Source organism: Arthrobacter sp. 754 (assembly GCF_040548695.1).
In the GTDB taxonomy this organism is placed as follows: Bacteria; Actinomycetota; Actinomycetes; order Actinomycetales; family Micrococcaceae; genus Arthrobacter.
Map to the genome: position 1 here is coordinate 405,522 of NZ_JBEPSC010000004.1, position 18,492 is coordinate 424,013.

An 18,492-nucleotide genomic window follows, 5' to 3' on the forward strand; every position below is an offset into this window, starting at 1 on the left:
CTTCGTTGGTCACCGCAGCCTCCTTGTTGTTGACTCCGGTCCCAGCGTACTCCGGGCTCAACTACGCCTTGGTGATCACCAGGGCGACGCTGTGGCCGCCGAAGCCGAAGGCGTTTACCAGGCCGGCAGGCGCAGAACCGGGCGCCAGGGTGTGAACCGTTTCCGTGACGACGTTCAGGTTCAGCTCCGGATCGAGCGATTCAATGTTCAGCGTTCCGGGGAGCTGCCCGGTCTGCAGGGCCTGGACCACCACGACGGCGGCCAGCGCGCCGGCGCCGCCCAGGAGGTGGCCGGTGTGGCCCTTGGTGGAGGTCACGGGCACGTCGGAACCTAAAATCGCGCTGATGGCCTGCGCCTCGAGCCTGTCACCGACCGGTGTGGACGTGGCGTGGGCGTGGACGAAACCGATGTCCGAGGCTTCCATTTCGGCCGAGGCCAGGGCCTTTTGCATCACCCTTCGCTGCATGGCAGGATCGGCTGCCACGATGTCGTTGGCGTCGGATGTCACCGAGCCGCCGGCGACGGCCCCGAGCACGGCCGCGCCGCGGGCGCGGGCATGCGCTTCGCTCTCAAGCACCACGATCCCGGCTCCCTCGGCGAGGACAAAACCGTCGCGGCCGCCGTCGAACGGGCGCGATGCGCGCTGCGGTTCCCCGTTGCGGCTGGAGAGGGCACGGATCTGGGAGAAACCGGTGATCACCAGGTCATTGACCGATGCGTCCACGCCCCCGGCTATGACGACGTCGGCAGCTCCGGACCTGATCATCTCGGCACCCTGCACAATTGCTTCGGCGCCGGACGCGCAGGCGCTGACGGGGGTCCGGGCTCCGCCGCGGGCACCGAGGTCGATGGACACCCAGGCGGCCGGTCCGTTGACCATCAGGCGGGTGAGCGTATGGGGGGAAACCTTGCGGGGGCCCGATTCGGCAAGGGTCCGGTCCTGTTCCAGGGTGGAGCCCAGTCCGCCGTAGGCCGAGCCGATCACCACGGCGAACCGTTCGGGATCGACCTCGGGTGCACCGGCCTGCTGCCAGGCTTCGCGGGCGGCCACCAGAGCCAGCTGCCCGCACCTGTCCATCCGCTTGAGCTCGCGGGTGGTGAGGTGCTCGGAGAGGTCAGTGGTGACCTGACCGGCAATGCGCACAGGCAGCTTTTCCGCCCATTCCTCGGCCAGCGCTGCGATGCCGGACTCCCCGGCTACCAGCTTGGACCAGGTTTCCGCGACGTTGGAGCCGAGCGGATTCACTGTTCCGGCGCCGGTGATCAGGGCACGCGGCTGAACCGGACCGGGTTGGACTGCAGTCATCGTGGCCTACTTCGCGGGGTTGTGCGTGCCGATCGGCACCAGGGTCAGATCGGGGTGGTTCTTCTCGATCCGGCGCAGGGCCCAGACGTCGTTGAACAGGGCAAGGTATTCGCCGTCGGAGCGCAAAAGCACCTCGGCGCCCGGAACGTTGGCCAGCGCAGGCATGGCGTCCGCCGTCGAAATCCTGGCGATCGAGTATGGCAGGCGTTCGAGCCGCATGGGAGCGCTGAAATCGTGCGCCATGCGGTCCTCCACCACTTCGAACTGCATGGGCCCGACGGCGGCAAGGACCGGCGCCTGGTCACCGCGGACGTCGGAGCGGAGCACCTGGATGACGCCCTCGTGTTCGAGCTGCTCGATGCCGCGGCGGAACTGCTTGAAGCGGCTGGGGTCCTTGGAGCGTGCCACCTGGAAGTGCTCCGGGGCGAACAGCGGGATGGCCGGGAATTCCACGGCGTCCTCGATGAAGAGGCTGTCACCGACGCGCAGGGAAGAAGCGTTAACCAGGCCCACGACGTCCCCGGGGTAGGCCTCGTCGATGACCTCGCGTTCGCGGCCGAAGACCTGCTGGGCGTACTTGGTGGCGAACGATTTTCCGGTCCGGGTCTGGGTGACCACCATGCCGCGTTCGAAGACGCCGGAACAGACGCGGATGAATGCGACGTGGTCGCGGTGGGCCTTGTTCATGCCGGCCTGGACCTTGAAAACGAACCCTGAGAAGGGCGATTCGACCGGGCGCGGGCTGCCCTCAATGTCGGGACGCGGAGCCGCCTGCGGGGCGAAGTCGACGAGGGCATCCAGCAGTTCCTTCACACCGAAGTTCAGGGCTGCGGAGCTGAAGAGGATGGGGGTGGCGGTACCGGCGTGGAACGCCTCCACGTCGAACTCGGAGTTGGATTCGATCACCAGTCCGGCTTCGTCAACGGCGTCGGACCAGTTGCTGCCCTGGCTCTCGGCGGCTTCCTCAGGGGTGAAGTACTCGGTCAGCGCGATGTTGGCGCCGGAGTTGTTGCGCTTGAAACTGGCGAACCTGTCGTTGCGGAGGTCCCAGACGCCGCGGAAATCACCGGAGATGCCCACGGCCCAGGTCAGCGGCATGGGCTGCAGGCCGGTCCGTTCGGTGAGCTCGTCCATCAGTGCCAGTGCGTCCAGGCCGGGGCGGTCCCACTTGTTGATCACGGTGATGATGGGCAGGTTGCGCTGCTTGCAGACCTCGAACAGCTTCATGGTCTGGGTTTCCAGGCCCTTGGCGGCGTCCACCAGCATCACTGCACAGTCCACGGCGGCCAGCACGCGGTAGGTGTCCTCGGAGAAGTCGGCGTGGCCGGGGGTGTCCAGCAGGTTGATGACGGTGTCCCGGTAGGAGAACTGGAGCGCCGCCGAGCTGATGGAAATGCCGCGGTCCTTCTCCATCTGCATCCAGTCGGAGACGGTTTCCTTGCGGTTGGCCTTGCCACTGGAGGCGCCGGCCGTGCCGATCACCTTCGCGTGCAGGGCCAGCGCCTCGGTCAGCGTGGACTTGCCGGCGTCAGGGTGCGAAATAACAGCAAAGGTCCGACGCCGGGCCGCCTGTTTGTGAATCTCGTGGACTCGGGCGGGGCTAAGGACATCTTGGGACACGGTGCTACTTTCGCTGCGATGGGGTTACCCCAGGCGCTCGGCGGGCCTTGACGGGGAAAAGCGTGGCTCTCTGACAGCCAAGTTCCAAGTTTATCGCAGCAACGGCCCCACACCGAAGGGGCGCCCATCGGGGCGCTTAACACCGGTCAGGCAGCTGGACGAAGCCTGTGAAATGGGGGCCGTGAATGAGGGGCCGCCGGGGCTATTCCGGGACTATCCCGGGCCTATCCCGGGAGTTCGAACACGCCGCAGCCGAAGCCGTCGGCGTGGACGGTGCCGGCGTCGATCCGGACGCCTTTGCCGATAAGGTGCCGGGCCGTTGAACCACCGGGAAGCTTGAGGTCAACCTGCGTGGCGCGCCGAAGCGGGTTGATGACCACCAGGTGCGTGCCGTTCCTGGCGTACACAAGCGGATAGCCGACGGCGAGCAGCCTCGTGGGCGTTCTGGTTCCAAGGGCCGCGGTTGATTTGCGCAGCTGCACCAGCCTTCGAACGAAGTGCAGGAGCGAGTCCGGGTCCTCCCTTTGCGCCGCCACCGTGGGCCGGTCCGGGTCGGGGTCCTGGGGCAGATACAAATCCTCGGACGGTGCTGTCGAGAAGCCGGCGTTGGCAAGGGCGTTATCCCACTGCATAGGGGTGCGGCACCCTGCCCGGTTGTACTTGGGCGTCCAGATGCTGCCCTCCTTCTCGGGAACCCCTGCCAGGTAGCGCATGCCAATCTCGTCGCCGAAGTAGATGGACGGGATGGAGCCCCAGGTCAGCAGGAACGTGAACGCGGCGGGAAGCTGCTCGGTTGTCCTGTTCCCGCAGGCGAGCCGCGAGAAGTCGTGATCGGCCGAAGGCAGCACCACAAGGCGGTCCGGCCCGTTGGTGTCGTGATGGTGGTTCCACAGGCCGATGAACTTCCCGAAGGCGAGGGTGCCCTCGGCTGGGTCAGCGTCCGGATCGAAATAGCAGGGCTCGGTGGTTTCCTGCCACGGCAGCAGGCCCGCGCCTCCGTTGTTGAAGAGCGCACTGTGCTCCTCATGGATGACGAGCGAAAAGTCTGCGTCGAAGCCGCCCCGGGCACCGGCGTCGACCGTTCTCCACTCGTCACTTTCCGGAAGGAGGACCGCGTCCGGGTATTCGTCCTTCATCCACACCGCCAGTTCCCGCCACAAAGCCGTTGTTTCGACCAGGCCCGGGTCATCCTTGACAAGTGAGAACGCCATGTCCACCCGGAACCCGGCCACGCCGCGGTCAAGCCAGTAACCGATGATTTCCCGGAGTGCCGCCCTGTTTTCCTGCGGTCCGGCGGCGTCCGTCAGCTGCCGCCAGGGCTCGTCCTCAGCCAACCGTGCGTATCCGAAATTCAGCGCCGGCTGTTCGGGGAAAAAGTTCTTGAGGTACCAGCCCGCACGACGTCCGGGCGAGGGCACAAAAGCATCACCGGGACGGTCCGACCAGACGTAGCGGTGGTCGGATCCGTCGTTCATTGAAGCGCGGAACCAGGGGTGGTCAACAGAGGTATGGCCTGCGACGAGGTCCAGCAGGACCCGGATTCCACGCTGCCCGGCCTCCTGGATCAGGGCGGTCATGTCCTCGTTGGTCCCGTAGCGGGGAGCGATGGTGAGGAAGTCCGAAACGTCGTAGCCGGCATCCCGGAAGGGCGACGCGAAGCAAGGATTGAACCAGATCACGTCCACGCCGAGCCACTCCAGGTAGTCCAGGTGTTCCCGGACGCCCGGCAGGTCGCCGATGCCGTCGCCGTTGGAATCCGCGAACGACTGGGGATAGATCTCGTAGATGACGGCGTTCGCCAACCATTCTGGGGGTGCCGGATGGCCGGTGGATGATTCGCTGCCCACTGCGGTTCCCACTGCCGTGCCCGGGTCATGCTGTACCATACGCGTCCACGCTCCCTGTCCGATTCTTCGTTTCGGCCGATCTAAAATGCCCCGGCCGGCAGCCCGCCACCGAAGCCGAAATGCGCATTTTAGGGGCACCCCGTATGGGCCACTTTAGGGCTTGACCGTGCGGTTGTTGCCCTTTCTTACCTCTAGTATTGAGCTTGCGGGAAACTCAGTACTTTTGGTCCCGCCGGCGGAGGGCAAATCCGGCGCACGCGTGGGCGGCAGTCTGCACCTATGAAGGGAACAATATGGCTCGGAGCCCCGAAGAATCGCTCAAGGCGACTCTGGGCAGAGTGGCTCCCGGCACTCCGTTGCGTGATGGGCTTGAACGCATCCTCCGCGGGCGTACGGGTGCCCTGATCGTGCTGGGCATTGACCGGACCATCGAATCCATCTGTTCGGGCGGGTTCGACATCGGCATCGACTTCTCCCCCACAAGGCTGCGCGAACTGGCAAAGATGGACGGCGCCATCATCTGCGACAAGGACGCCGGGAACATCCTCCGGGCCGCAGTCCAGCTGGTGCCGGACTCAAGCATCGAGACGCAGGAATCCGGCACGCGGCACCGCACCGCCGAGCGTGTGGCCATCCAGACCGGTGTGCCTGTGATCTCCGTGAGCCAGTCCATGCAGATCATCGCGCTCTACGTGAACGGGCTCCGGCACGTCCTGGAAGGCTCCGAGAAGGTCCTGGCCCGCGCCAACCAGGCCCTGGCCACCCTGGAGCGTTACCGCTCCCGGCTGGACCAGGTCACCAGCTCCCTGTCCGCGCTGGAAATCGAGGCCATGGTGACGGTAAGGGACGTGGCGGTCACCCTGCAGCGCCAGGAGATGGTCCGCCGGATCTCCGAGGAAATTTCGCAATACGTGCTGGAACTGGGCGAGGACGGCCGGCTGCTGTCCCTCCAGCTGGATGAGCTCACCGTGGGCCGCGGGCCTGGCAGCGATGTCATCATCCGTGACTACGCCCGGCCTGATGCCTCCCCTGAGGACATCGAAAAAGCCGTGAGCGCCCTGGTCAGCCTCGGCCCGACCGAGCTGATCGACCTCGGAAAAATCTCCGGAATCGTGGGTTTTGCGGGCGGCGAGGCCAACCTCGACGCCGTGGTGCAGCCCCGCGGCTACCGTCTGCTCTCAGGCCTGAAGGCAGTGCCCAAGGCTGTAGCTGACCGCCTGGTCGATCACTTTGGCGGACTGCAGTTCCTGATGGCGGCCACCATCGATGACCTGATGACCGTGGACGGCATCGGCGACCAACGCGCCCGGACTGTCCGCGAAGGGTTGAGCCGCATGGCCGAGGCAAGCCTGTTGGACCGGTTCCTCTAGACCCGGCGCCTGCACGTGGGAGACACTTCGGTGAGCAGGTTCGTTCTTGTACCGGGTGCGGGTGGCGCAGCCTGGTACTGGAGCCGGGTCGTGCCTCTGCTGCAAGGCGCGGGCCACCACGCCGTCGCAGTCGATCTGCCCGGTGACGACGAAAGCGCCGGCCTGCCGGAGTACACGTGCCTGGTGCTCGAAGCGATAGGTGACAGCCAGGACGCCGTCCTCGTCGCGCAGTCGCTGGGCGCGTTCACGGCCCCGCTTGTGTGCGAAAGGGCTTCGGTCCGGGAGCTCGTCCTGGTAAATGCGATGATCCCCCTGCCAGGCGAGACCCCCGGGGCCTGGTGGGAGAACACCGGCTGGGCTGCAGCACAGAAAGCCGCGGCGACGGCGCACGGCTACAGCCCCGGGTTCGACGCAGAAACCTATTTCCTGCACGACGTTCCACCGGAAGTGGCGGCTGACGGGGAACGTCATCAACGGAGCGAGGCAAGTGCCGTCTTCGACTCGGTATGCAACTTCACGCAGTGGCCCAAGATCCCCATCCGGGTGCTCGTCGGCGCGGCGGATCGGTTCTTCCCGCTGGATTTCCAGCGACGGGTGGCCCGCGAACGCATCGGCATTGAGCCGGATGTTGTGGCCGGCGGCCATCTCCTGGCGCTGGCAGACCCCGCCGGTGTAGCGGACTACCTGCTGCGCCGCTGAACGCAGGACCTCAGATCAGGCGCTGGTTTTGCGTTTCATCCAGCCCCAGACGCCTGTGGCGACAAACAGGACGAGGGCGATGACTGCCAGCCAAATCAGGCCCTTCACGGCAAAGCCAACGATAGACAGAACAAGCCAGATGACCAGAAGCGCAATTATTAGTCCCATACCGGAATCCTACGCCCGTCGAATCCGTCAAACCCGGAGGGCACGGCCCGGCGGCCCGGTCAGTTGAGCTGGAAAACGGCCTTGGGGCTGGCCTTGGAGCCGAGCTTGGCAGTGAAAATGTAGTACGCACCGCCGGCTCCGGGCTTGGCCTCGATGAGGCTGCAGCCTTCGAGGGTCCGGTTGCGCGGCCATGGCATGTTTGCCGTCTCGCTGGCGCCCGGGGCGATGGTTTTCACAAGGTCTTCGCTCTTGGCCTGGCAGTCGCGGGAGGAGAAGATCCGGTCAGCGCCGCTGGTGATGAGGTACTCCATCTGCGACGTGCCGATGTTCACTTCGCACGGCATGGGGCCGCCGTTGGTGACCTTGAGGCTGAGGAGCGGGTTCTCGTCGGGTCCGTAGGCGGCCTTGTCCGTGGACGCAGATACCGTCACGAGGTTCTGGTTGCAGGAGGGCGTGGGGGCCGGCGTCGGGGTGCCGGCCTGGTTCTCCGACGGCGCCGCATTGGGCGCGGAGGCCGGCTCGGTGGCGCCGTCAGTCGAGGACGCCTGCTTGCCGTTGAACGCGCCGGCGACCGCAAAGCCGCCAAGCCCAAGGGCTACTGCCACCAGGAGTGCTACGCCGACAAACAGCCGACGGCGGCGGTAGACGGCGGCGCTCGTCTTGCCGCTGGCGCCGGAACCGCCCCGGGAACCGGATGCCGTCTTGCGTGGTGATGAATTGCCTTGCCTGCCCATCCTTCTAGGCTAGAGAACAGCCGGGACTCCGCCGTCCCACCACGCCGCGCGTTCAGCCAACGCTAAGGTCACAGTTTGTCCGGGACTGTACTACACGTCGGTTCACGCTCATCCGCTAGAGTGCGCATCCACTACAGTGTTGGGATCGACGCTTCAACCCTCACCCCAGCCGCGCCCGTGGAGCCCAGCACCAGCGAGCCCAGCACCAGCGGGCTCAAGACCGCCCGGCTCAGTACCGCCCAGCTCACTGCTTTGCACGGCAGGATCACGGGCTGGTTCGCCGAGACCGCACGCGACCTTCCCTGGCGGGAACCGCACTGCTCGCCGTGGGGTGTCCTGGTCAGCGAGATCATGCTGCAGCAGACCCCGGTGGTGCGCGTCCTGCCGGTCTGGCGCGAGTGGATTGAGCGCTGGCCCACCCCGGCCGGCCTCGCAGGTGAACCGGCCGGTGAAGCGGTCCGTTCCTGGGGCCGGCTCGGCTACCCCCGCCGGGCTTTGCGGCTCCATGCGGCCGCTGCCGCCATTGTTGCCGATCATGGCGGCAAGGTCCCCGGCACTTACGCCGAACTGATTGCCCTGCCCGGTGTGGGAAGCTATACCGCCGCCGCCGTTGCTGCCTTCGCCTTCGGACGCCGCGAGACCGTGGTGGACACCAACATCCGGCGCGTGCACGCACGTCTGATTTCCGGCGTCGCGCTCCCCTCCCCGGCTTTGTCGGCCGCGGAAATGCGGCTCGCGGCAGAGCTGCTGCCGGACGACGGCGGCACCTCGGTCCGGTGGAACGCCGCGGTCATGGAACTGGGGGCTCTGGTCTGTACGGCCCGGGCGCCGAAGTGCGCAGCCTGCCCGGTCCGCGACTCCTGCGCCTGGCTCGCCGCGGGCGAGCCGCCGCCGTCGTACACGCCAAAAGGCCAGGCGTGGCACGGCACTGACCGCCAGGTCCGCGGCGCCGTGATGGCAGTGCTCCGGCTCGCCGCGGCGCCCGTGCCGGCCGAGATGTTCCAGCAGGAGCCGGCTGATCTCGGCTTCGCCCCGGAGGGCATCGGCGTGCCGCTGGCCGCACTGCACCGGCTCAATACCGCACCGGAACAGCTCGACCGCGCCCTTGCAGGCCTGGTCAGCGACGGCCTGGCCCAGCTGCACCAGGACGGCTACCGGCTGCCCGCCTGACACCCGCCCCCTGAAGACCCGTTACGGACCGGGACCGCCCGGGTGGCATACTTTCAGGTGACTCGAACCGGGGGATGTTTATGAGAATCGTGCTGTACATTATCTGGGCGCTGTTTGTGGCGGCCGCCATTTTCCTGCTCGTCAGGAACCTGCGGAAGACCAGTCGGCATGAACAGCTGATCGCGGGGTGGCCAAAAGTGCAGGCCACCGTCACGGGCAACGTGGGGGGCTGGACGAACGGCGGTGGCGGCGGCAGCCGAAGCCGGGTCTTCTACCCCACTTACCAGTTCGCGGACCCGAACGGGACACTGTACGCCGGTGAGTCCGAGGTGTGGCACCGCAACCAGCAGGTACCGGGATCGCTCCTGGAGGTGGCCTACAACCCGGCGAATCCCAACCAGTCCTTCGAGATGTCGTCCGAATCCAAGGCGGCGATCGGATGCCTGATTCCGGCCTTTGCACTTTTCGCCCTGCTGCTGTTCTGGGTTGCCGGCGCCTTCCCGCTGGGCTGAACCATGGACTCCGTGAAACTGATTTTCATTGTCCTGCCCGGCCTCTTTCTGGTCCTTGGCCTGATCCTGGCAGCGATGTCGTTGACTGAGTCTTATCGACGGCGCGCCTCCACCCGCGGGTGGGTGGAGGCATCGGCCACTGTCACCGGAAACCTGCACGGCAAAGACGGCCACGGGAGCAACGGCCGTAACCGCTTCGCACCGTCCTTCGAGTTCCACGACACCGCCGGTAAGCGCTGGCTGGGGCAGTCCGATATCTACGGCCCCGACCAGGAAATCATCGGCACCGCCATTCCGGTGCGCTACAACCCCGCCAACCCGGCCGAGTCCACCCGCCCGGGATTCGTCGTGGCAAAGGGCCGTCTGGCCACAGGTCTCATTCTGGTGATCTTCGGCGCCGCGGCCATAACAATGTTTGCGTCACTTCTCTGGTAGCAGTTCAGCGCCGGTCCCGCCGGATCTACGCTGAATTATGCGCAAGTCCTGGGTGCTTCCGGCACTGATGGCGACGACGGTCCTCACCGGCTGCTACCACTTCCCCGTCCCGGCGCCATGCCCCGCGATCGCGCAGGCCACAGTCGTTTCCGTGACGGTGACGCGGGAGTACGCCGCCCAGGTGGCAGCGCTGCACCTGAAGGCGTGCCAGGGCGGCGTCTGCAAGGAGTCCGACGTCGAGCTGCGTCCCGGCAGCGACCCTGTAGACCAGGGCTGCACACCGGAAGGTGTCTGCTCAGCCACGGCTTCGCCGAACGGAACACGGCTCGGGATGCTGATGCTTGACACCCTCACCGAGGAGCTGATGGACCTCACGGCAACGGGGACTGCACCGGACGGATCGGCCCTTCCGGAACGGACCCTCCAGTTCCGGCCACGCGCCGCCTACCCGTTCGGGGAGGAGTGCGGCCGGTTCATCACCGCTTCGGTGAGCCTGGATGCCAACGGCCTGCGCCAAAGCGACCCGGAATAGCGCATCGGGGCGGACTTTGCCCGGCCGCTGATGCGGTGCAGAAGTTCGGTGTTGCCTGGAGAAGTTCAGGATTCCCGTCAGGTTCAGGACAGGTTCAGGACACGCCGGAGCGGCCGTGGGACAGGCCGGTGGGGAAGCCGAGACTCACTGTTTCCGGTACGGAGCAGCACGAGTCGTCTGCGGCAGCGGGAACGTCACAGCTGGAGCCGGCGTCGGTGGAGCAGACCCCCGTCTCGGGAAGTTCGAGCTGGACGGTGTCGGCTGCCTCGACGTCCCCGGCTAGGGCTGCGGCGACGGAACGCACTTGTTCATAGCCGGTGGCCAGGAGGAAGGTGGGCGCCCGGCCGTAGGACTTCATGCCAACAATGTAGAAGTCCTTCTCCGGGTGCGTGAGCAGCCTGGCCCCGTGCGGCGGAACGGTGCCGCACGAGTGGAATTCGGGGTCGATCAGCGGGCCAAGCTCCACCGGCGCCTCAACAGCCGGGTCCAGGTCCAGCCGGAGCTCGCGAAGGATGTCCAGGTCCGGGCGGAAACCGGTGCAGGGGACCACTACGTCGGCGTCGAGTGTGCGCCCGTCCACGGCTTCAACGCTGACGTGCGAGTCCAGGGCCTTCAACGCGCCGATGCCGAAACCAGTGTGCAGGTCGATGGATCCGGCGCCGACCAGGCGGCGCAGGCGCGAACCGAGCTGGCCCCGTGCCGGCAACCCGTCGGCGTCGCCACCGCCGTAGACCTTCTCCGCGGAGTCGCCGCGGACCGCCCACAGGATTTTGGTGTCCGGCTCGTCTTTCGCTAGATCAGCCAGGCTGATGAGGGTATTTGCAGCGGAATGCCCCGCGCCGACCACCAGGATCCGGCGGTTGGCAAAGGAGGCGCGGTCACGGCCAAGGACATCCGGAAGAGGCGGGGAAATCCTGGCTGCGGCGTCGTCCTCGCCCATGGCCGGCAGGCCCGAGGTACCCAGCGGGTTGCGCCGGGACCACGTTCCGGACGCGTCGATCACCGCTCCGACCGTGTGGTCGCGGGTCTCACCGTCCCGGTGCCGGACCCGGACCACAAAAGGTGTGGTGTCGCGGTTTGCCGTGTGGGTTTTGTCCATGCCCAGCCGAGTTACGGCCACGACGCGGGCGCCGGTCTGAAGGCGGGAACTGATTGCCGGTACAGCTGCCAGGGGCGCGAGGTAGCTGTCGATAAGCTCACCGCCGTACGGCAGGGCAGTGGGCCGGGGCATCTTCCAGCCTGTGGATTCGAGCAGGCGTACGGCGGCAGCGTCGACATTGAATCGCCACGGCGAGAACAGGCGGATGTGGCGCCACTGGGCTATCGCGGACGCAGCGGTGGGCCCCGCTTCGAAGATGAGCGGTTCCAGGCCGCGCTCCAGCAGGTGGGCCGCGGCGGCCAGGCCAACCGGACCGGCGCCGATCACGGCAACGGGCATGTTCTTCGTCGAATCCATGGTTCCTCTTTTAGATCTTCCGGTCTGGCGGTTCGTGCGGGAGAAGCCTGCCGGTCCCTCACGGGGCCGGCAGGTGGAAGCGGTGTCAGCAGCAGTCCTGCCCGTCCTCGCAGCAGGCAGAGTCGTCGCAGCAGCCGGAGTCACCGCAGCATCCGGTGTCCATAAAGCTCACCTCCTCCCCCGTGTCCGTTTTAGGCGTGGGTGGGTTCCTCCACCAGGGCCGTGGCAATGCTGTCGGCATCGTCCAGGGCCGCAAGGTAGCGCTCGGCGTCGAGTGCTGCCGCGCAGCCGGTGCCGGCGGCAGTGATGGCCTGGCGGTAGCGGTGGTCAACGGCATCCCCGCAGGCGAACACGCCGGTCAGGTTGGTGACCGTGGTGGGCGAATCGACCTTGATGTAACCCTCGTCATCCAGGTCGACCTGTCCGTGCAGGAGCTCCGTGCGCGGGACATGCCCGATCGCCACGAAGATCCCCGTGGCGGCCTGTTCACGTGCTTCACCGGTCCGCGTATCAGTCAGCGTCACACCGGCGACCTTGCCGTCACCGTGGATGGCGGTGACAGCAGAGTTCCAGGCGAAACTGATTTTGGGGTTGTCCTTGGCGCGCTGGGCCATGATGCGTGAGGCACGGAGTTCGCCCTTGCGGACGACGACGGTCACAGACTTGGCGAAGCGGGTCAGGAAGGTGGCTTCCTCCATGGCGGAGTCGCCGCCGCCGACCACGATGATGTCCTGCTCGCGGAAGAAAAAGCCGTCGCAGGTGGCGCACCAGGAGACCCCGTGGCCGCTGAATTTCTTCTCTTCGTCAAGGCCCAGTTCCTTGTAGGCCGAGCCTGTGGCGAGGATGACGGCGGGAGCTTCGTATGCCTCACCGGCGCCCGTGACCACGCGCTTCAGGTGCCCTTTCAGCGTCACTTCAGTGACGTCGTCGAACTTTACGTTCGCGCCGAACCTTTCGGCCTGCTGCTGGAGGCCGTCCATCAGTTCCGGGCCCTGGATGCCACCGGGGAAGCCTGGGAAGTTCTCCACTTCGGTAGTGTTCATCAGCGCACCGCCGGCGGTGACGGAACCGGCCAGCACGAGGGGTTTCAGGCCTGCGCGGGCGGCGTAGATGGCCGCTGTGTAGCCGGCGGGGCCGGACCCGATGATGATCAGCTGTTCGGTGTTTGCGGTCTCGCTCACGGGATGTCTCCTGGTGCTCGGAAGTGGCTTACTTGGCGGCGGGGGCCAGGGATGCGATCAGGCCTTCAATGCGGCCCTTGATCTCGTCCCGAATGGGGCGGACTGAGTCCACGCCCTGGCCGGCGGGGTCTTCGAGCACCCAATCCTCATAGCGTTTGCCCGGGAAGTAGGGGCATTCGTCTCCGCAGCCCATGGTGATGACGACGTCCGACTCCTTCACGGCTTCGGTGGTGAGGACCTTCGGGATTTCGGCTGACATGTCGATGCCAAGCTCGGCCATGGCCTCGACTGCGGCGGGATTAACCTTGTCGGCCGGCTGGGATCCCGCAGAGCGGACCTCGATTGCACCCTTGCCCAGGGTGGTCAGGAATGCTGCAGCCATCTGGGAACGCCCGGCGTTATGGACGCAGACGAACAGGACTGAGGGCTTTTTGGTTTCGGTGCTCACGGGTCTCTTCTCTCAGTTCTCCGGGAAGAACATTGATAGTTATCGATATCGGAAGTATCGGGCAATACATTGATGGATGTCAATATTTGGCCAGCACCCGGGGCACGAAGCCGCTGATGCGTTGGGCCAGGTCCTCGAATGCCATCTCGAAGGCCTCATCGGTGCCCAGGCGAAGCGGATCCGGCACGGACCAGTGGACATCGCCCCGCCCGGCAAGCTCCTCATGGGCACTGTCACAAACGGTCACCACAAGGCCCTCCTCAAGCGCCCGCCGGTCCAGCGTGTTCGGTGGATGGTCCGGCAGGTCCAGGCCGTGGCGGCGGGCGGCCTCTATGGCACCACGGGCAATCCGGTCCGCAGGGTGCGTTCCCGCGGACGCCGTCGGAATGTCACTGACCTGGCGCCAGAGGGCGGCTGCGAGCTGCGACCTGGCGCTGTTGCGGGTGCAGACAAACAACACGCTGCCCGCGTTGTACTCCACGCCCGGCACCAGGCCTTCAAGGGCTCCGGCTGCCAGCCGGAGATAACTGCGGCGCTTGTCCGCCTCCGACCGGTGGCGGGTGGCCAGCCCCGCCTCCTCCAGCGCGCGGAGGTGGTGCGCGAGCAGGTTCGAGGACATTCCCAGCTCATCCTGAAGCTCCGTGGGAGAAAAGTCCCCCAGGGTCAGCAGGTCGACGATCCGAAGCCGGGTCGGATCGGCGAGCGCCGCATGCCTGGCCGCCCGTGCCCGGAGCCTGTCATTTGCCTCAGTAGTCATTGAGTCAATTTTGACTGAGATAATTCTTTCCGTCAAGCTTGTGCCATGACTTCAACCCAGCCACCACTGTGGCGCCGCGCCGTCGCCGAACTGCTCGGCACGGCCCTGCTCGTGACGATCGTCGTCGGCTCGGGCATCGCCGCCCAGCAGCTCTCCCCCGGTGACACCGGCCTGCAGCTGCTTCAGAACAGCACGGCCACCGTCCTGGGTTTGACGGTCCTGATTCTGATGCTTGGCCCCGTGAGCGGCGCGCACTTCAACCCGGCCGTCTCCCTCGCGGACTGGTTCCTGGGCCGCCGCAGCGGCGCCGGGCTGACCCTGCCGGAACTGGCCGCCTATGTGGCGGCCCAGACGGCAGGCGCAGTCGGGGGCAGCGTGCTCGCAAACGCAATGTTCGAAGTGGGCACCTCGGTCTCCGCCAAGGAGCGCGCAACGCCCGGCCATCTGCTGGCCGAGGTCGTAGCCACGGCCGGGCTCATCCTCCTGATCTTCGCCCTCGCCGCCACCTCCCGCGGCGTGCTTGCGGCACCGGCAGTGGGCGCCTACATCGGGGCCGCCTACTGGTTCACCTCCTCGACGGCATTCGCAAACCCGGCCGTCACGGTCGGCCGCATCTTCAGTGACACGTTCGCCGGCATCGCACCGGGCTCGGTACCCGGCTTTGTCGCAGCGCAGCTGGTCGGAACGGCGCTCGGCGTGGGCATCCTGGTGATCCTTTTCCCGGCGGCGGGCCGGAGCGCTGACGATGTCATCGTGCCGCACGGCGCCGAGCGGGCCAGCCAGTAGCCTCCTATATTGATGGCTGTCAATATGCGGGCATAATGGAGAGATGAACTCTTTGCCCGTGCTGGCCGTGGAGACGGAAGAAGCCTGCTGCGCCCCGGCGGCTGCGCCCGCCCTTGGCGCTGAGGAGGCACTGCAGAAGGCGCTTGTCTTCAAGGCCCTGTCCGATCCAAACCGCCTCCGGCTGCTTTCCATGGTCAAAGCCGAAGCCGCCGGCGAATCCTGCGTTTGCGACCTGACCGGACCGCTGGACCTTGGCCAGCCCACCGTGTCCCACCACCTGAAGATCCTGGTCGACGCAGGCCTGCTGCACCGGGAAAAGCGCGGTACCTGGGCGTACTACTCCCTCGTTCCGGGCGCCCTGGAAAAGACCGCCGGCCTGCTCGCCACGCTCTGACCGTTGCCGGCCCTGTAGACCGTTAGCCCGCGTCCCGGGGTGCGAACATGATGACGGCCACGCCCGCCAGGCAAACTACTGAACCAACGACGTCCCAGCGGTCCGGGAGCTCCCTTCAGGAAGGGCTGCCACACCATCCAGGCGCCGCCAATTTCCGCCGCGGCAGCAAGGATGAAAAGCAGAACAGATTTGGCGATGGTCGTGATTCCAGCAGCGCCTGCCCGTCGACGGGGCCGCTCTGGACACCTCCGGAACCGCCCTCTTGACTTCCCTCAGGGACGCTGTACTTTCAGTATTACTAACACTGCAGATGTTGGATTTAGAGGACACTGCACGCCGGGAAGGGGTTTCGATGCCACTTTCAGATCGGGAGCGGAAACAGCTGGAAGAGCTGGAATCGGGCCTGGCAGCCGAGGATCCGCGACTGGCCCAGGAGCTCTCATCCGGCTCCGTGGGATCAAGGTTCAGGCGGAGCGCCTATCTCGGAGCGGTCGCGGGAATGTTCGGGATTGTTTTGCTTATCGCGGGCGTCAGCACCCAGATCATCGCCGTCGGCGTGGCCGGCTTCCTTCTGATGGGCGTCGGCACCTACCTGCTGTTCGAGGGGCACAAGCCGAACCTTCACCGCCGGCCGCAGGTCAAGTAACAACCCCGCTCGGGCGTCTGGGTCCGGTGCTAGGGCTCTCCGAAGCCTGCCTGGACCAGGCCCCCAACGTAGTTCACGGCACGCTCGGCATCGGGACCCCATGCCTCGACGTGGAGCACGGAGCCTTTGCCTGCGGCCAGGGTCATCAGGGAGGTCATCGCCGTTCCGTCCGCCCCGTTGACGGTAACTTCGGCGTTGAGGGCTGCAAGGCCACCTGCGATTTTCGCGGCCGGACGGGCGTGCATGCCGGCCTGGTTCACAAGTTCGAAGTCCCCGGTGAAATCCGGCCCCTCTCCGGTAACGGACCCCTCGGTGACGGTGCCTGCGGCGAACGTGGTCGCCGGGTCAGGGCCCGACGGCCCACCGTACACCGACTCGGCGGCCCGCTTTACCGCTTCAAGGTCTGCACCGCCCTGGGCTGCCACCGCGGCCGCCACCAGGCCTTCCACCAACGGCGCGTCTGCGAGGCGCACGCCGGACGGGTCCGCAACAAGCTCGAGGGCGGATTCGGCAGTCATCACGGCCGACCCCAGATCCGTCACCACCAGCACTCCGTCACCCCCGACAGCCTCGTCCAGGGCGGACATCACCTTCTCCAGGCTGGTTCCGATCCTGCCGTCACCGGTTCCCCCGGCGGTGAGGATCACGACGTCGGGCGCCATCTGGGCGGCCAGTTCGGCGGCGCCGTCGGCGATTTTTTCGCTGTGCGAGACCACCACGAGGCGAACGGTCACGCGGCGGCCTCGACGGCGGCACGGAGGATCAGCGCGCTGGAGGCGGCCCCCGGATCGCGGTGCCCTGCGCTCCGCTCCCCCAGGTAGCTGGCCCGGCCCTTCCGGGCCACCAGCGGGTCGGTGGCGACGGCACCGGCGTCGGCTGCCTCGGCCGCGGCGACGAGGACTTCGAGGATGTTGCCGGTACCGCGCGCGACGGCGGCCTGCGCCGCCTCGGCGGCCGGGGTCCAGGCATCCACCATGGTCTTGTCGCCGGCCTCGGCCTTACCCCGCGCAACGATCCCGTCACGGGCGGCCGTCAGTGCCCTCGCCCACGCCTCCGGATCAACCTCAAGAGCATCGCCCACTGCGGTGGAGGCGCGCAGGAACGCCGTGCCGTACAAGGGCCCGGCGGCACCGCCGACCTTGGACATCAGGGCCATGGCCGCCAGTTTCAGCGCCGCACCGGGAGTCTCAGGAGGAGTTTCGGCCAGTTTCTCCAGGACGGCCTGAAAGCCGCGGTCCATGTTCTCACCGTGGTCCGAATCGCCGATGGCACGGTCCAGTTCAATCAGGTAGACCCGATTTGCCGCCATTGCCTGGGCACACAGCGTCAGCCACTTTGTGGCCCAGTTCGCGTCCAGCACCATGCTCACACGCCCCAGCGCAGCGCGGCCGTGTGCACGGGGGCGTCCCACAGCTGCGTCAGTTCATCGTCAAGGCGCAGCACGGTGATTGAGCAGCCCTGCATGTCCAGGGCCGTGATGTAGTTGCCCACCAGTGAGCGCTCCACGATGGCTCCGCGGCCGGCTATCACCTGTGCAGCGCGGCGGTACACGATGTACAGCTCGCTCAGCGGGGTGCCACCCATCCCGTTGACGAACAGCAGGACCTTCTCACCCGCGGCGATTCCGAGGTCGGTGAGCACGGGGTCCAGCAGGCGGTCTGTGATGCCGTCCGCGTCCTCCATGGGAATGCGGTGCCGGCCGGGCTCGCCGTGAATGCCGACGCCGATCTCGATCTCGTTCTCCGCCAGATCAAAGCTTGGTGTACCCGCATGCGGAACGGTGCACGCGGAAAGCGCGACGCCCATGCTGCGGACGTTGCTGTTGACGCGGCCACCGATCGCGGCCACCGCATCCAGGTTGTCGCCGCGTTCCGCGGCTGCGCCGGCGATTTTCTCCACCAACACGGTGCCACCGACTCCGCGGCGTCCCGCGGTGTACAGCGAGTCCTCCACCGCGACGTCGTCGTTCACCAGCACTGTGCGGATACCTACTCCTTCGGCTTCCGCCAGCTCCGCGGCGGTTTCGAAGTTCAGGACGTCGCCGGTGTAGTTCTTCACGATAATCACGACGCCGGCGCCGTAGTTCGCGGCCAGCGTCGCGGGAAGGATCTGGTCCGGCGTGGGTGAGGTGAACACCGCCCCGGGCACGGCGGCGTCGAGCATTCCGGGTCCGACAAATCCGGCATGGAGCGGTTCATGGCCGCTGCCACCGCCCGAAAGAAGCCCCACTTTGCCAGCCGCCGGCGCGTCTTTCCGCGTGATGTACAGAGGATCGGCGTTGACCGTCACGAGGCCTGCGTGGGCAAGCCCGAAGCCCTGGACGGACTCGGCAACCACGGCGCGGGGGTCATTGATGAGCTTTTTCATGGCCGAACTCCTGGGGACGGTGCTTCCGGAGGATGCCCTTTGACCCTACTATTGCCGCATTGAG

21 protein-coding genes and 1 pseudogene are annotated in these 18,492 nt (G+C 66.5%); 9 read left to right on the forward strand and 13 right to left on the reverse strand.

Annotated features, from left to right (window positions below):
- Window positions 1-61 precede the first annotated feature (61 nt).
- From ABIA70_RS14040 to ABIA70_RS14050, 3 genes are all read right to left on the reverse strand, one after another.
- A complete protein-coding gene (locus tag ABIA70_RS14040; RefSeq protein ID WP_354148161.1) occupies window positions 62-1,306 on the reverse strand; it encodes a beta-ketoacyl-[acyl-carrier-protein] synthase family protein in 1,245 nt (414 codons plus the stop codon).
- 6 nt (window positions 1,307-1,312) lie between these two features.
- Window positions 1,313-2,926 (reverse strand): peptide chain release factor 3, encoded by a 1,614-nt coding sequence (locus ABIA70_RS14045; RefSeq protein WP_354148162.1) that lies wholly within the window; start codon window positions 2,924-2,926, stop codon window positions 1,313-1,315.
- Between the two features lie 224 nt (window positions 2,927-3,150).
- Window positions 3,151-4,812: an alpha-amylase family glycosyl hydrolase gene (locus ABIA70_RS14050; RefSeq protein WP_354148163.1), complete on the reverse strand. Its 1,662-nt coding sequence runs from the start codon at window positions 4,810-4,812 to the stop codon at window positions 3,151-3,153.
- Between the two features lie 254 nt (window positions 4,813-5,066).
- Here ABIA70_RS14050 and disA point away from each other — a divergent pair, with 254 nt between their 5' ends.
- Window positions 5,067-6,143 (forward strand): DNA integrity scanning diadenylate cyclase DisA, encoded by a 1,077-nt coding sequence (gene disA, locus ABIA70_RS14055; RefSeq protein WP_354148164.1) that lies wholly within the window; start codon window positions 5,067-5,069, stop codon window positions 6,141-6,143.
- A 30-nt stretch (window positions 6,144-6,173) separates the two neighbouring features.
- A complete protein-coding gene (locus ABIA70_RS14060; RefSeq protein WP_354148165.1) occupies window positions 6,174-6,842 on the forward strand; it encodes an alpha/beta fold hydrolase in 669 nt (222 codons plus the stop codon).
- 15 nt (window positions 6,843-6,857) lie between these two features.
- On the opposite strand, the gene ABIA70_RS14065 is transcribed toward ABIA70_RS14060, so the two are convergent.
- Together ABIA70_RS14065 and ABIA70_RS14070 are read right to left on the reverse strand one after the other, a co-directional pair.
- Complete coding sequence (locus tag ABIA70_RS14065) at window positions 6,858-7,010, reverse strand: hypothetical protein (protein WP_354148166.1); 153 nt, start codon at window positions 7,008-7,010, stop codon at window positions 6,858-6,860.
- Between the two features lie 59 nt (window positions 7,011-7,069).
- Window positions 7,070-7,744: a hypothetical protein gene (locus tag ABIA70_RS14070; RefSeq protein WP_354148167.1), complete on the reverse strand. Its 675-nt coding sequence runs from the start codon at window positions 7,742-7,744 to the stop codon at window positions 7,070-7,072.
- A gap of 252 nt (window positions 7,745-7,996) precedes the next feature.
- On the opposite strand from ABIA70_RS14070, the gene ABIA70_RS14075 reads away from it, so the two are divergent.
- The 4 genes from ABIA70_RS14075 to ABIA70_RS14090 all read left to right on the forward strand — a co-directional run bounded on the left by ABIA70_RS14075 (window position 7,997) and on the right by ABIA70_RS14090 (window position 10,393).
- Complete coding sequence (locus ABIA70_RS14075) at window positions 7,997-8,914, forward strand: iron-sulfur binding domain-containing protein (protein ID WP_354148323.1); 918 nt, start codon at window positions 7,997-7,999, stop codon at window positions 8,912-8,914.
- An 80-nt stretch (window positions 8,915-8,994) separates the two neighbouring features.
- Window positions 8,995-9,426, forward strand: a complete 432-nt coding sequence (locus ABIA70_RS14080; RefSeq protein WP_354148168.1) for a DUF3592 domain-containing protein — start codon at window positions 8,995-8,997, stop codon at window positions 9,424-9,426.
- A gap of 12 nt (window positions 9,427-9,438) precedes the next feature.
- Window positions 9,439-9,861 (forward strand): DUF3592 domain-containing protein, encoded by a 423-nt coding sequence (locus ABIA70_RS14085; RefSeq protein WP_354148169.1) that lies wholly within the window; start codon window positions 9,439-9,441, stop codon window positions 9,859-9,861.
- Between the two features lie 37 nt (window positions 9,862-9,898).
- On the forward strand, window positions 9,899-10,393 hold the full coding sequence (locus tag ABIA70_RS14090; protein ID WP_354148170.1) for a hypothetical protein: 495 nt from the start codon (window positions 9,899-9,901) through the stop codon (window positions 10,391-10,393).
- 94 nt (window positions 10,394-10,487) lie between these two features.
- Here the strand turns inward: ABIA70_RS14090 and ABIA70_RS14095 are convergent, their stop codons facing one another.
- From ABIA70_RS14095 to ABIA70_RS14110, 4 genes are all read right to left on the reverse strand, one after another.
- Window positions 10,488-11,849 (reverse strand): FAD-dependent oxidoreductase, encoded by a 1,362-nt coding sequence (locus tag ABIA70_RS14095; protein ID WP_354148171.1) that lies wholly within the window; start codon window positions 11,847-11,849, stop codon window positions 10,488-10,490.
- Between the two features lie 191 nt (window positions 11,850-12,040).
- Window positions 12,041-13,030, reverse strand: coding sequence for a thioredoxin-disulfide reductase (trxB, locus tag ABIA70_RS14100; RefSeq protein ID WP_354148172.1), 990 nt, complete (start codon window positions 13,028-13,030; stop codon window positions 12,041-12,043).
- Window positions 13,031-13,058: 28 nt separating this feature from the next.
- Window positions 13,059-13,478 carry an arsenate reductase ArsC gene (locus ABIA70_RS14105; RefSeq protein WP_354148173.1) on the reverse strand — a complete coding sequence of 140 codons (420 nt, stop codon included), beginning with the start codon at window positions 13,476-13,478 and terminating at the stop codon, window positions 13,059-13,061.
- A gap of 79 nt (window positions 13,479-13,557) precedes the next feature.
- Entirely contained in the window at window positions 13,558-14,235 is a 678-nt protein-coding gene (locus ABIA70_RS14110; RefSeq protein ID WP_354148174.1) for an arsenate reductase/protein-tyrosine-phosphatase family protein, read from the reverse strand.
- A 45-nt stretch (window positions 14,236-14,280) separates the two neighbouring features.
- On the opposite strand from ABIA70_RS14110, the gene ABIA70_RS14115 reads away from it, so the two are divergent.
- Window positions 14,281-15,021 (forward strand): aquaporin, encoded by a 741-nt coding sequence (locus tag ABIA70_RS14115; protein WP_354148175.1) that lies wholly within the window; start codon window positions 14,281-14,283, stop codon window positions 15,019-15,021.
- A 43-nt stretch (window positions 15,022-15,064) separates the two neighbouring features.
- Window positions 15,065-15,415, forward strand: coding sequence for an ArsR/SmtB family transcription factor (locus ABIA70_RS14120; RefSeq protein WP_354148176.1), 351 nt, complete (start codon window positions 15,065-15,067; stop codon window positions 15,413-15,415).
- 22 nt (window positions 15,416-15,437) lie between these two features.
- Here the strand turns inward: ABIA70_RS14120 and ABIA70_RS14125 are convergent.
- Window positions 15,438-15,621: pseudogene (locus ABIA70_RS14125) on the reverse strand (YnfA family protein).
- A 146-nt stretch (window positions 15,622-15,767) separates the two neighbouring features.
- On the opposite strand from ABIA70_RS14125, the gene ABIA70_RS14130 reads away from it, so the two are divergent.
- Window positions 15,768-16,061: a DUF3040 domain-containing protein gene (locus ABIA70_RS14130; RefSeq protein ID WP_354148177.1), complete on the forward strand. Its 294-nt coding sequence runs from the start codon at window positions 15,768-15,770 to the stop codon at window positions 16,059-16,061.
- Between the two features lie 29 nt (window positions 16,062-16,090).
- Here ABIA70_RS14130 and dhaM read toward each other — a convergent pair whose 3' ends face one another.
- Genes dhaM through dhaK form a run of 3 tightly spaced genes read right to left on the reverse strand, consistent with a single transcriptional unit; the run spans window position 16,091 to window position 18,428 of the window.
- A complete protein-coding gene (dhaM, locus tag ABIA70_RS14135) occupies window positions 16,091-16,795 on the reverse strand; it encodes a dihydroxyacetone kinase phosphoryl donor subunit DhaM (protein ID WP_354148178.1) in 705 nt (234 codons plus the stop codon).
- Window positions 16,792-17,424, reverse strand: coding sequence for a dihydroxyacetone kinase subunit DhaL (gene dhaL, locus ABIA70_RS14140; protein ID WP_354148324.1), 633 nt, complete (start codon window positions 17,422-17,424; stop codon window positions 16,792-16,794). The genes dhaM and dhaL overlap by 4 nt, the downstream gene beginning before the upstream one ends.
- Before the next feature lie 2 nt (window positions 17,425-17,426).
- The gene (gene dhaK, locus ABIA70_RS14145; protein ID WP_354148179.1) at window positions 17,427-18,428 is read right to left on the reverse strand and encodes a dihydroxyacetone kinase subunit DhaK; all 1,002 of its coding nucleotides are present in this window, start codon (window positions 18,426-18,428) and stop codon (window positions 17,427-17,429) included.
- Between the last annotated feature and the right edge of the window lie 64 nt (window positions 18,429-18,492).